Origin of the sequence: Pectobacterium atrosepticum (assembly GCA_019056595.1) — a bacterium.
Lineage (GTDB): Bacteria > Pseudomonadota > Gammaproteobacteria > Enterobacterales > Enterobacteriaceae > Pectobacterium > Pectobacterium atrosepticum.
Map to the genome: position 1 here is coordinate 472,372 of CP036163.1, position 12,508 is coordinate 484,879.

Here is a 12,508-nt window from a genome sequence, read left to right on the forward strand (position 1 = left end):
CGGCACTTATATATCGAAGTATTTCCCAGAAAAATTGAAAATTTATAGTTAGTTCACTATTTATTGGTCTATTCCGGTGATTGTCGGTCTTATCACAGCCGATAAAAGCTGTTAAAATTGACCAATATCAATTATTGCCTGAGCAAAGCCTATGATCCCGGAAAAGCGAATTATCCGACGCATCCAGTCTGGCGGTTGTGCAATCCACTGTCAGGATTGCAGTATCAGTCAGCTATGCATCCCTTTCACCCTGAATGAACACGAGCTCGATCAGCTCGACAACATCATTGAAAGGAAGAAGCCTATCCAGAAGGGGCAAGCGCTGTTTAAAGCAGGTGATGAGCTGAGATCGCTGTACGCCATCCGCTCCGGTACGATAAAAAGCTACACCATCACCGAGCAAGGCGACGAGCAGATCACGGGTTTTCATCTGGCAGGCGATTTGGTTGGCTTTGACGCTATCGGTACCGCTCAGCACCCAAGTTTCGCTCAGGCGCTGGAAACCTCAATGGTCTGTGAAATCCCTTTCGAGACGCTGGACGATCTCTCAGGGAAAATGCCTAACCTGCGCCAGCAGATGATGCGCCTGATGAGCGGTGAAATCCGTGGCGATCAGGACATGATTCTGCTGCTGTCGAAGAAGAATGCTGAAGAACGTCTGGCTGCATTTGTCTACAACCTCTCCCGCCGTTTCGCTCAGCGTGGTTTCTCACCACGTGAATTCCGTCTGACCATGACGCGCGGTGATATCGGTAACTATCTGGGGCTGACCGTTGAAACCATCAGCCGTCTGCTGGGGCGTTTCCAGAAAAGCGGTACACTGGCAGTAAAAGGGAAATACATCACGATCGAGAATATTGATGCGCTTTCCGAATTAGCCGGGTCTTCACGTAAATAGTCTTTCCAGCCTAACTATTTGACGCTGCCACTGTTTTACTGTGGCAGCGTCAACGTTCTATCCTCCCTGCCCGCGTCGTTCGTGATATTTCTTATTTTTTTATTCTGCGGCTTATCTCTGTTGTCCAAATAGATCCCATTGCGGTACTCTTGATTTACAGGCTGTGGAATAACAGCTGTTTGGAGGCGCTATGGCAAAGTATCAGAATTTACTGGTAGCTATTGACCCAAATCAGGATGACCAACCAGCACTGCGTCGGGCAGTTTACCTGGTTCAGCGACTTGGCGGCCGTATCAAGGCATTTCTGCCGATCTATGATTTCTCTTATGAAATGACGACTCTGCTTTCCCCCGATGACCGGGTGGAAATGCGTCAAGGTGTTATTCAGCAACGGACGGAGTGGATTGAGGAACAGTGTCAACACTACCTTGAAGCGGGCGTTTCGATAGAGATCAAAGTGGTCTGGCACAATAAACCCTTTGAAGCCATTATTCGGGAAGTGATTTCCGGGCAACATGACCTACTCTTGAAAATGGCCCATCAGCACGATCGACTGGAAGCCGTGATCTTTACCCCTACAGACTGGCAATTACTGCGCAAATGCCCTTGCCCTGTATGGATGGTAAAAGATCAACCTTGGCCAGCCGAAGGCCGCGCATTGGTTGCGGTCAATCTGGCCAGCGAAGATCCTTATCACGATCCACTCAATATCAAATTGGTATCGGAAACACTGGAACTGGCACAGCAGGTTGACCAAACCGAGGTTCATCTGGTTGGTGCCTACCCGGTTACCCCCATCAATATCGCCATTGAATTGCCTGATTTCGATCCTAGCGTCTACAACGATGCGATTCGAGGGCAACACCTGATTGCCATGAAATCGCTACGGCAGAAGTTTAGTTTGGATGAGCGCGTGACGCACGTAGAAAAAGGGCTGCCAGAAGAAGTGATTCCCGACCTGGCGGAGCATTTGCAGGCAGGCGTCGTGGTGTTAGGGTCGCTGGGTCGAACCGGCCTTTCCGCCGCCTTTATCGGCAACACCGTCGAGCATGTTATCGATCATTTGAAGTGCGACCTGTTGGCGATCAAACCCGATGACTTCGTTTCGCCGATTACACAGGAAGACAGCGACAACAGCTGACCTCATGTTTCATCACGTTCGAATCGAATAATGCCAGCCTCAGTGCTGGCATTATTTTTGCCAATGTTATGCGACGCACATGCAGCGTAAAGTATGACGAGTAAAGCTTATTTTCAGATGTAAAAAAGAGATGTAAAAAAGGGGCGATATTCGCCCCTTTCGTTGTCAGTCGAAAACCACCTCTGAGGAGGTGGCTTTCACTTATTACAGCGCTTTCAAAATCGCCTCGACGCTGTCTTTGGCATCGCCAAACAGCATCTGCGTGTTCTCTTTAAAGAACAGCGGATTCTGTACGCCAGCGTAGCCGGTATTCATGGAACGCTTAAACACGATAACATTCTGCGCTTTCCACACTTCCAGCACTGGCATGCCAGCAATTGGGCTATGTGGATCTTCTTGCGCCGCTGGGTTAACGGTGTCATTCGCGCCAATGACCAGAACGGTGTCGGTGTCGGTGAAATCATCGTTAATTTCATCCATTTCCAGCACGATGTCGTAAGGCACTCTCGCTTCGGCTAACAGCACGTTCATATGTCCAGGCAAACGCCCTGCAACCGGGTGAATACCAAAGCGGACATTGATACCACGCGCACGCAGTTTTGCAGTGATGTCATGCACAGGGTATTGTGCCTGTGCTACGGCCATACCGTATCCCGGTGTGATAATGACCGAGGTTGAGTTCTTGAGTAAATCAGCCACGTCTTCCGCTGAAGCCTCACGATATTCCCCAACCTCTTCGCTCTCACTGGTGGAAACGCCATCGGTACCAAAACCACCGGCAATCACGCTGAAAAAGGAACGGTTCATCGCCTTACACATGATGTAAGACAGAATCGCACCAGAAGAACCCACCAAAGCACCGGTCACGATCAACAGGTCATTGCCCAGCATGAAGCCTGCCGCTGCTGCCGCCCAACCAGAGTAGGAGTTCAGCATGGAAACGACTACTGGCATGTCCGCACCGCCAATCGATGCAACCAGATGCCAGCCAAATACCAGAGCAATCGCTGTCATCAGAATCAGCGCCAACACCTGCAACGCTACGCTTCCCGTGTTGACGAAAACCAACAGCAGCAGGAAGGATACGACCAGCGCCGCCAGATTCATTTTATGGCGATGAGGCAACATCAACGGTTTGGAAGAAATATTACCGCGCAGTTTACCGAACGCGATAACTGAACCCGTGAAGGTCACAGCACCGATGAAGATACCCAGGAAGACTTCCGTCAAATGGATATTGACCATCACCGGGTCGGTGATTTCACCATGATCGAGAAAACTGTTAAAACCAACCAGCACCGCAGCCATCCCCACAAAACTGTGAAGAATAGCGACCAACTCTGGCATTTCGGTCATTTCAACCTTACGCGCCAGATAAATACCGATTGACCCACCGATCGCCATAGCCACGATGATCCAACCAACGTTGCCGGAATCAGGCCCCAGAATCGTCGCGATCAGTGCAAGTGCCATCCCGCTGATACCAAAGATGTTCCCTTGTTGCGACGTTTCGTGCTTGGATAATCCAGCCAAACTGAAAATAAAGAGAATTGCGGCAACAATGTATGCAGCAGTTACTAATCCACCAGACATGTGTTACCCCTTAGTTTTTACGGAACATTTTCAGCATGCGCTGAGTCACGGTGAAGCCACCGAAAATATTGATGCTGGCAATCAATACAGCAATGAATGAGAAGAATGACACCCATCCGCCGTGACCGATTTGCAACAATGCTCCGACAACGATAATGCCTGATATCGCGTTAGTGACTGACATCAATGGTGTGTGCAACGCGTGGCTGACATTCCAGACAACGTAATAGCCCACCACGCAGGACAACGCAAAAACAGTAAAGTGGGACAAGAACTCTTTAGGTGCGACATTTGCCAGCCAGCCAAACAGCAGAATAGCGATCACAAGGAATGCATATTTCTTCCACGGTGATGTTGGCTTGGCTTCTACCTTCACAGCCGCAGCGGCAGGTTTCGCCTGCTGTGGCTGAGCAGAAACCTGAATCGGCGGAGCTGGCCAGGTGATTTCGCCTTCTTTAACAACGGTCACACCGCGAATCACGGTGTCGTCAAAATCGACGTCGATTTCGCCGTTTTTCTCTTTGCAGAGTAATTTCAGCAGGTTAACCAAGTTCGTGCCGTAAAGCTGCGAGGATTGTGTCGGCAAACGGCTGGGTAAATCGGTGTAACCGATAATTTTGACGCCGTTTTGCGTCACCGTCACGCGGTCGGCAACGGTCAATTCGCAGTTTCCGCCCGTTTGCGCGGCCAAATCGACGATCACGCTGCCGGGCTTCATGCTCAGCACCATCTCTTTGGTGATCAGGCGTGGAGCCGGTTTCCCTGGGATCAGTGCGGTAGTGACGATAATGTCGACGTCTTTCGCCTGTGCGGCAAACAGTTCCATTTCCGCTTTGATAAAGGCTTCAGACATGACTTTGGCATAGCCGTCGCCGCTGCCAGCTTCTTCTTCAAAGTCGAGTTCGAGGAACTCGGCACCCATACTCTTAACCTGCTCTTTTACTTCAGGGCGGGTGTCAAAAGCACGAACGATAGCACCTAGGCTGCCAGCAGCACCGATCGCGGCCAAACCTGCCACACCCGCGCCGATAATCATGACTTTGGCAGGAGGAACCTTACCTGCTGCGGTAATTTGCCCAGTAAAGAAGCGGCCAAATTCGTGAGCAGCCTCAACGATAGCGCGATAGCCTGCGATGTTAGCCATCGAGCTGAGCGCATCCAGTGACTGCGCTCGCGAAATACGCGGCACGGAATCCATTGCCATTACCGTCACTTGACGGGCAGCCAGCTTCTCCAGCAGTTCTGGGTTTTGTGCTGGCCAGATAAAGCTGACAACCGTACTGCCCGCACGGGTCAGTTCGATTTCATCATCCTGCGGCGCGTTTACCTTCAGGACGATATCAGATTGCCAGACTTCTGAACTGTCAACAATTGACGCACCGACTTCTTCATATGCCGCATCGTCAAAACTTGCCAGTTTTCCCGCTTCACGTTCTATCGAGACCGTAAAGCCCAGTTTCAGCAGTTGTTCAACCGTTTTCGGCGTCGCTGCAACACGGGCTTCATTGGTCAACCGCTCTCTTGGTACACCAATACGCATGCTGATACCCTTTTCGCTTATTTTTAACGAAGGTTATTATTCTCACCCTACTCTGTTATACGAATTCGCCGAGACCTGCTGCACTCTGAATCCCCGCATTCACACGGTAGGAAGAGGGTCTTATCATCTTCTTGCTACACGCTTTTCTGGGGCGTCTCACTGTAGGCGAACTCATTTATAACGTACTGAAAATGTGATCGATGATCCATAAATAAAATGAATTTCACAGAAAAGCCGAGTTATCACAGGTTCCATCAGCCTTTCTTGGTCGAAAATCATGCTCTTCTCTGTCTTTTGTAGCATTATTACAGAAGTATTTTTCTGTTCTGTTTCACAAAAACGATGTGTTACAAGGTTGTTAATGCGATAAGCCACATAAATATCCCTTATGATGTCAAAACAATCATTAACCGTTATTATTAGCACTTTTCTTGTTCCCAGCCGAAGTATCACGGCTTTTCAGCACCGCTGAAAATGCTAAAGCACAAGAATTTATTCCGTGCGATAATCAGCCCTATTCCGTTACAGGTTGATTGCTATACCTTAAATAATTCGAGTTGCAGGAAGGCGAAAGGATTTTTTATGAAGCTGAAGACTACTGTTATTGCATCTACATTGTTGTTATCACTCTCGGCATTTTCAGCGCAGGCTGCACAGGAACTTACACCTGAGCAGGCAGAATCCCTGCAACCCTTTGAGCGGATTACGTTTAAAGGACGTTTCAACGCAATCAATGAAGCGGTAGCCGCGGCATCAAAACGCGCCGACAAATTGGGTGCCCAGTCGTTCTATGTGCAAGCTATGGATGACGCTAATTCGAGCGGTAACTGGAATGTTACTGTCGATCTATATCGCAAAGATGCGCCAAAGGCGAATCAGGATACCCAATTCCGCACGTTCTACGGTGTAAAAGAGCTGCCGAAAGATGTCGCTTACGGGTTGGAACCTTATGACACGGTAACCGTTGGTGGATTCTTCCGTAGCCAGCCGGATGTGAATGATGCGATTGCGAAAGCAGCAAAAGAGAAAAACGCCGATTCATTCTATATCGTCCGTCAGGTTGATGTGAACTCGAATAGCGCCAATCAAAAAGTCACTGCATATATTTATAAAGCCGACGCACCGAAGCGCCAAACCCAGAGTACGGACGTGATTCCAGCAGATTCTGATGCGGGACGCGCTGCGCTTGCTGCGGGTGGTGCGGAAGCTGCTAAGGTAGAAATCCCAGGTGTCGCCAACTCAGGTAGCCCTAGCCGTAACGTAGGTAACTTCTTTGAAACGCAGTCATCAAAAGGTGGACGTTACACGGTAACGTTGTCTGATGGCACACAAATTCAAGAACTAAACAATGCCACGGCGGCGCAGATGGTACCTTTCGACTCCATTCAGTTCCGCGGCAACTACACCAATATGACACAGGTGTCTGAAGCAGTGGCTAAACGCGCAGGCGAGAAAGGGGCCAAATACTACCACGTCACCAGACAGTGGGAAGGTAAAGGCAACAACCTCACGATTAGCGCCGATCTCTATAAATAACAGCAATCGCACAGTGTCGTAGAAATCAGCGAGCTGTTATAAGACAAAAAACCCGCGATATCGCGTAATGCCGATCAGTTAAGGATCAGTTGATCGATCCAGTGCTGTGTAAGAATCCGTAGTCTTCATGGAAGATTACGGATTTTTTATGCAACTATCTCAGGCTCTCAACGTTATTTCCCAGTATGACACTCTGCGTAATCCCCTCTCCACCCTGGCTGAGGTCCTCGACCCCGAACTTGTCGCGCGCTGCCTTGAAGAAGCTGGGACCGTCACGCTGCGTAAACGCAGACTCACTACCGACATGATGGTCTGGTGCCTTATTGGTATAGCGCTTGAAAGAAAAGAACCACTACATCAGATAGTTAACCGACTGGATATCCTCCCCCCCGGTAACCGTCCCTTCGTCGCACCCAGCGCAGTGGTACAGGCGCGACAGCGTCTGGGTAGTGAGGCTGTCAGGCTTGTTTTTGAACAGACTGCTGACCTCTGGAACCGGCAAACAAACCATCCCCACTGGGGCGGGCTGACCCTGCTGGCTGTCGATGGTGTCATCTGGCGCACGCCTGATACGCCTGAAAACGACACCGCAGGCGCGGAAAAAATGGCCACATCTGGCTGAAAAAATAGCAGTACGGATGACTGAACGTGAAATCAAAGGAAAAACAATCCGCTTCCTGACCTCAATGACGGATCCAATGCGCTGGCCGGGTAAAGAAATAGCCGATCTGTACAGCTACCGGTGGGGAGCCTTGCACAAGGCCTGTCCGATCAAGATCAGCAAGCTGCTCATGGACAACGGCAAGGAGTTCACGGATCGCTTGTTTGCCAGCCGCGAGCGTGAGCCCAGCGGCAATCATGAGTTTGATCAGTTGTGCAAGGAATTGAGCATCGAGCACCGCCTGACCCGACCCAGAACGCCCAAGACCAACGGGATGGTGGAGCGCTTCAACGGGCGTATTGCGGATGTGCTCAAGACCCACAGGTTCAACAACAGTGAAGACCTGGAGCAGACGTTGATGCGTTACACGGCGCTTTACAACCATCAGTTGCCGCAGACGGTCTTGAAGAGTAAGACACCGCTGCAAACCATGAAGCAGTGGCACCAGTCACATTTGTTCCACAGACGTCCTTATGATCGTCCTAAAAGAACTTTATTTTGTCGGTCGTTGGACATGATTTTCTCCGGTGGCGGTTGCTCTTAATCTGCAGGAACCCCGCGCATCGTTGCTTGTGACGCAGGACTACTTCAGTTTCACTTGAGGCAGCGAAGACGGGTCGAAGCCGTTCAACTTGATGGTTCCCAAAGTTTGGCTTGAGAGATTGATCTGCTTCTTGCGGCCGGTCTTTGTGTCGCTGACGCCACGCACAGCCTCGTGCAAGACCCAGCCGTTGATTTCGGGCGCGTACTTGAAGTGAAATTCATTCCACCAGTGTTCCCGGGACCCGCCTTCCGTGACCACAGTGAAACGCCCGGGAGCCACACGTGAATAGCTATAGGGGTCTCCCGCAGCGCCCCCGCACCGGGCGCACGGAACGATCTTGTCGTTCTGGGCGAGCGTTCTCAACTGCCCTTGTCCATCGCGTGCCACTAGCAACAATGTGCGCGACGGGCCTTCCCGTGCACTCGGATCACTGCTGGCAGGGCGCTCAAGTACGACCAGTGCTGCAGCGTTGCCTTGGCCAGTGAGATCGCCAATCTGGGCATCCAGCAGTTTGGACCCGTCGGCAGTCAGACCCTTTAAGTCATCTTTGGTCAGTGGCTGGACGCTGCCCGGCCCCTGTGGGGACTCCGACGTTGGCGCCGAGCCGGCAGTCTGCACACGCACTATGCTTGGTTGAGCGGCGAGGCTGGCTGCAGAGAAACATGCCACCCAAGCCAATGAAAGAACCAAAGTTGATCGAAGTGCGAGCGAGCGAGTGAGATGGGCCGGTCCAGTTGCGGTCGAACTGGCGGCTCCGAACAATGCGCCAAAAAAATTACTTGTTCTCATTTGAATCCTTCAGCTAACGGATACGGACTGCATGCGCTGTACAAAACCACGCAACTCCTGTCGCTATCTTTACACTTTTGGATGCCCGATGCAATCGCTTCATCCACGGTCGCTCTAGACGCGATGTTGTAACCCCATTCACCGACGATCATTGCTGTGCAGCCATTCTTATAGGAGTTCTCGATCTTGCAGTGCTCGCCGCCCTTTGTCGCACAGTCAGCCAACGCTGCATGTTGTGCGGCAGGTTCACTTGGGAGCCAGGTCGAGAAACCAAGAATACCTTTTGGCTTGTCGCCTGCGATCGCACCCCAGCGGTCTTCCCATATGGGCGCCGGAGGACTCGGTTCATACTGCCAGCCGCCCCCGCCCGCGTTGCCCCCACCGGGAATAGGAGCGCATCCTGCTGTGGCACCTCCGCCAATCGGGTAGGAACCTGGCGGGCAGTTTCCTTCGGCATGGACGTCTATGCTGAAGCAAGAAAGAGCGAGCAACGCACCTGCCAAGTTGATGCATTTCATGAGCGTACTCCAGGGTCGCCTTGATAGGACCTCACTCTCTCAGGGGGGCACTTGAGCGCTGGACCGGTACCCTCCGAGATTCGAATGGGCAGCGTTGACAGTCGAAGCCGCAGGCGGTGCTGCCCCACTCCAAGACCCAGGCGGCTGCCCCTGCGGCCCCGGACGGTTCACGGAACCTCCCCCATTGACCTGCGCATAGCTCATGAACTGCCCCATCGTGCCCCAAAAAACGCTGCGGCCATCGGCGGGCCGGCCACACCTAGCAAGGCGATAAACGAAGCACGGCTCTGAGCGTTGGAGCCTGCAGCATCGTCCGGCGGAACCGGGATCGCTTCGATTGCTCCCATCGCGAGCTGGGGCAAGCGGATTGAACCTGGTGACCGCCGCCATCGTGCTGTGGAACACGGTCTACCTGGAGCGGGCTACCCAAGGACTGGTTGACGCCGGAAATCCGGTGAATACCGACCTGTATCAGTACCTGTCGCCGTTAGGTTGGGAGCACATCAACCTGACCGACGATTACGTCTGGCGGCAGAGCCGCAAGCTTGAAGACGGCAAATTCAGGCCGCTACGACAGCTCGGAAAACCTTAGCATACGATTTTTTCCGAATTCTCTAGGCTCCCCACGGTGGGAAATAGAACTGGGCTACCGGGAAATAAAACAGGGACTTCAGGACAGCAGGCTGACGCTGAGAAGTAAAAAATCGGACATGGTGCGACAGGAACTGTGGGGCGTACTGCTGGCATATAATATAGTGCGTTATTAGATGATTAAGATGGCGGCGATGCTAAAAGGAATGTGGCCAAATCAACTGAGCTTCAGGGAATCGACGGCATGGGTAATGAAGCTACTCTGGACGCTGGAAGGGGCATCACCGAGCAGGATCCCGGAGTTGGTCAAAGATGTGGCGAGCATAGCGCAGATGGTGAAGCTTCCGCCGCGCAGAGAAAGAGCTTTCCCCCGAATAGTGAAGGAAAGGCCCCAAAAGTATGCAACGGCACGGAGAAAAAATGCAGCCAAGCTTAACTGACTGGCATTACGCGATATCGCGGTTTTTTTATGGCGAGCTTCCTGCCCGCCACACTGCGGGCCGTCGCAAGCGACGTTGAAAAACGTTCCCTACGTTTTTTACGTCAGCAATCAATCTACAGTGATTAAGATTAGTTACTGGTATCCAGTTCTGGGAAGCTTTTCACTAGATCGTCAATCGCTTTGATCTGTTGCAGGAACGGCTCCAGTTTATCCAGCGGCAGCGCGGACGGACCATCACACTTCGCGTTAGCTGGATCGGGGTGAGCTTCAATAAATAGCCCCGCCAGACCGACTGCCATGCCAGCACGCGCCAGCTCGGTTACCTGCCCGCGACGGCCACCGGACGCCGCACCAAACGGGTCGCGGCACTGTAACGCATGCGTAACGTCAAAAATCACGGGTGAGCCGTTGGAAGCGTGCTTCATGACATTGAAGCCCAACATATCAACAACCAGATTGTCGTAACCGAAATTGCTGCCGCGATCGCACAGAATAATCTGATCGTTGCCACCTTCGATAAACTTATCGACGATGTTACCCATTTGACCAGGGCTGACGAACTGCGGTTTTTTAACGTTGATCACCGCACCGGTTTTCGCCATCGCTTCCACCAGATCGGTTTGGCGTGCTAAAAACGCAGGAAGCTGGATCACATCAACCACATCAGCAACGGGCTGCGCCTGATGCGAGTCATGTACGTCAGTGATAATTTTTACGCCAAAGGTCTGTTTCAATTCTTGGAAGATTTTCATCCCTTCTTCCAGACCAGGACCACGGTAAGAGTGAATCGAAGAACGGTTAGCCTTATCGAATGACGCCTTGAACACGTAAGGAATGCCCAACTTCTGCGTGACCGTGACGTAATGCTCACAAATGCGCATCGCCAGATCGCGTGATTCAAGAACATTCATGCCGCCAAACAGCACAAAAGGCAAGTCGTTGGCAACGGGGATATCCCCTATCTTGACCACTTTATTCGTCATACTTTTACCTTCATGTCGGGAAATAAATTAACGCTGCATTACTGCAAAACGGTTTCTTAATGCAAGACAATCTGTTTTTGCTCTATCGAGTGAATCTGTACTTTTATCATTTCACTCACTGGATCTTCCGGGCACTGTTCAACGAAATAGTTGAGATCGGACAGCGCGATATGGTCGCAATCCAGTTGAGCATAAATCAGGCCGCGATCGCGAATTTCATACGGATCGTCCGGGTCAAATTGCAGCACAGCTTCACTGGCTCTCAACGCCAGTTCCATCTGTTTTTCTTCCATCAGAGCAACTTTCAACGTATCGAGCATTTTACGCACGATCATGACATTTTCTGCTTCATCCAGATCTTCATCCAACAAACGGGTTGAAGGACCGATGTTACCTTTCAGCCAGACTTCCAGCACATGCTCACTCAGCGTATCGCCATTGAGCGGATTGATCAGCCACATCTCTTCATCGAGCCAGTCAGCACGCAAAATCAACTGCGTCGGGAAAATCACCGGCATCAGCGGCAGGCCGAGTTCGTTTGCGATATGCAGGAAGATAATGCCAAGCGACACGGGCATGCCCTGGCGAGATTCCAGCACCTGATCCAGCCATAGTGCATCAGACAGGCGATAAACACCGCCGGCACCGCCGAATCCCCAGGTGTGATAAAACAGCTCAATCAGTTTTTCAAGCTGAAGATCTTGCTCAAGGCCGTCAGGAATAACGGCTCGGGCGCTCTCAACCAGCTGTTGCAGATTTTGCCGCACATCCTGAGCGGGAAAGTCGCGGCGAATAGCCTGTGAAACCAACACGACACCATCACTTAGCAGTGACTGGTTGAATTCAAAATCAGCAATAGCACTCATAATTATTCCATCAGCAACGGTGACTGGGTCAGTGCCAGCAGCACAACCACACCAAAGCATAGTAAAGCAGATACAAACGCCAGCCAGCGAACTTTCTGGCTACGGGGGCGTTTCCCCAAGGCAATAGCGCCAAGAAGGATATAAATGATAACGCCAAACAGTTTTTCCGTCAGCCAGCTTTGCTCGGGCGTAAACGGATAAGTGTGACTCAGAATGATTAAACCAATACCGCTGATCAATAACAAGGTATCGTTAATATGCGGCAGAATTTTAACCCAGCGCTGTTGCAGTAAAGCCGATTGCCGACATAGCCAGAAAAAACGGATGACAAACAGGGAAATACTGATGCCAACCGTTGCCAGATGAAGATATATCGTGGCTGGGTAAAGAGTTATCACGTCCATTG

At 51.4% G+C, this 12,508-nt stretch carries 10 protein-coding genes and 4 pseudogenes; 7 read left to right on the forward strand and 7 right to left on the reverse strand.

Annotated elements, in window-relative coordinates; translation table 11 throughout:
* Positions 1-151: 151 nt before the first annotated feature.
* Both fnr and uspE read left to right on the forward strand, forming a co-directional pair.
* On the forward strand, positions 152-898 hold the full coding sequence (fnr, locus tag DCX48_02800; GenBank protein QXE13533.1) for a fumarate/nitrate reduction transcriptional regulator Fnr: 747 nt from the start codon (positions 152-154) through the stop codon (positions 896-898).
* Positions 899-1,088: 190 nt separating this feature from the next.
* Entirely contained in the window at positions 1,089-2,039 is a 951-nt protein-coding gene (gene uspE / locus DCX48_02805; protein QXE13534.1) for a universal stress protein UspE, read from the forward strand.
* 204 nt (positions 2,040-2,243) lie between these two features.
* Here the strand turns inward: uspE and DCX48_02810 are convergent, their stop codons facing one another.
* The gene (locus DCX48_02810) at positions 2,244-3,632 is read right to left on the reverse strand and encodes a Re/Si-specific NAD(P)(+) transhydrogenase subunit beta (GenBank protein QXE13535.1); all 1,389 of its coding nucleotides are present in this window, start codon (positions 3,630-3,632) and stop codon (positions 2,244-2,246) included.
* A 10-nt stretch (positions 3,633-3,642) separates the two neighbouring features.
* Positions 3,643-5,172 carry a Re/Si-specific NAD(P)(+) transhydrogenase subunit alpha gene (gene pntA / locus DCX48_02815; GenBank protein QXE13536.1) on the reverse strand — a complete coding sequence of 510 codons (1,530 nt, stop codon included), beginning with the start codon at positions 5,170-5,172 and terminating at the stop codon, positions 3,643-3,645.
* Positions 5,173-5,754: 582 nt separating this feature from the next.
* Here pntA and DCX48_02820 point away from each other — a divergent pair.
* The 3 genes and pseudogenes from DCX48_02820 to DCX48_02830 all read left to right on the forward strand — a co-directional run bounded on the left by DCX48_02820 (position 5,755) and on the right by DCX48_02830 (position 7,913).
* Positions 5,755-6,708, forward strand: coding sequence for a DUF1471 domain-containing protein (locus tag DCX48_02820; protein QXE13537.1), 954 nt, complete (start codon positions 5,755-5,757; stop codon positions 6,706-6,708).
* 127 nt (positions 6,709-6,835) lie between these two features.
* Positions 6,836-7,454, forward strand: a pseudogene (locus DCX48_02825) (hypothetical protein).
* Positions 7,455-7,460: 6 nt separating this feature from the next.
* Positions 7,461-7,913, forward strand: a pseudogene (locus DCX48_02830) (transposase).
* 39 nt (positions 7,914-7,952) lie between these two features.
* On the opposite strand, the gene DCX48_02835 reads toward DCX48_02830, so the two are convergent.
* Both DCX48_02835 and DCX48_02840 read right to left on the reverse strand, forming a co-directional pair.
* Positions 7,953-8,702, reverse strand: coding sequence for a hypothetical protein (locus DCX48_02835; protein QXE13538.1), 750 nt, complete (start codon positions 8,700-8,702; stop codon positions 7,953-7,955).
* Positions 8,699-9,220, reverse strand: a complete 522-nt coding sequence (locus tag DCX48_02840) for a DUF4189 domain-containing protein (GenBank protein ID QXE13539.1) — start codon at positions 9,218-9,220, stop codon at positions 8,699-8,701. Before DCX48_02840 ends, DCX48_02835 begins: the two co-directional genes overlap by 4 nt.
* Before the next feature lie 358 nt (positions 9,221-9,578).
* On the opposite strand from DCX48_02840, the pseudogene DCX48_02845 reads away from it, so the two are divergent.
* Together DCX48_02845 and DCX48_02850 are read left to right on the forward strand one after the other, a co-directional pair.
* Positions 9,579-9,812: pseudogene (locus tag DCX48_02845) on the forward strand (hypothetical protein).
* A gap of 34 nt (positions 9,813-9,846) precedes the next feature.
* Positions 9,847-10,251 (forward strand): annotated as a pseudogene (locus tag DCX48_02850) (IS4 family transposase).
* Positions 10,252-10,381: 130 nt separating this feature from the next.
* Here DCX48_02850 and kdsA read toward each other — a convergent pair.
* Genes kdsA through DCX48_02865 form a run of 3 tightly spaced genes read right to left on the reverse strand, consistent with a single transcriptional unit; the run spans position 10,382 to position 12,506 of the window.
* Positions 10,382-11,236: a 3-deoxy-8-phosphooctulonate synthase gene (gene kdsA / locus DCX48_02855; protein ID QXE13540.1), complete on the reverse strand. Its 855-nt coding sequence runs from the start codon at positions 11,234-11,236 to the stop codon at positions 10,382-10,384.
* Between the two features lie 56 nt (positions 11,237-11,292).
* Positions 11,293-12,102, reverse strand: a complete 810-nt coding sequence (locus DCX48_02860) for a tetratricopeptide repeat-containing protein (protein ID QXE13541.1) — start codon at positions 12,100-12,102, stop codon at positions 11,293-11,295.
* Positions 12,103-12,104: 2 nt separating this feature from the next.
* On the reverse strand, positions 12,105-12,506 hold the full coding sequence (locus DCX48_02865) for a siroheme synthase (GenBank protein QXE13542.1): 402 nt from the start codon (positions 12,504-12,506) through the stop codon (positions 12,105-12,107).
* Positions 12,507-12,508 lie beyond the last annotated feature (2 nt).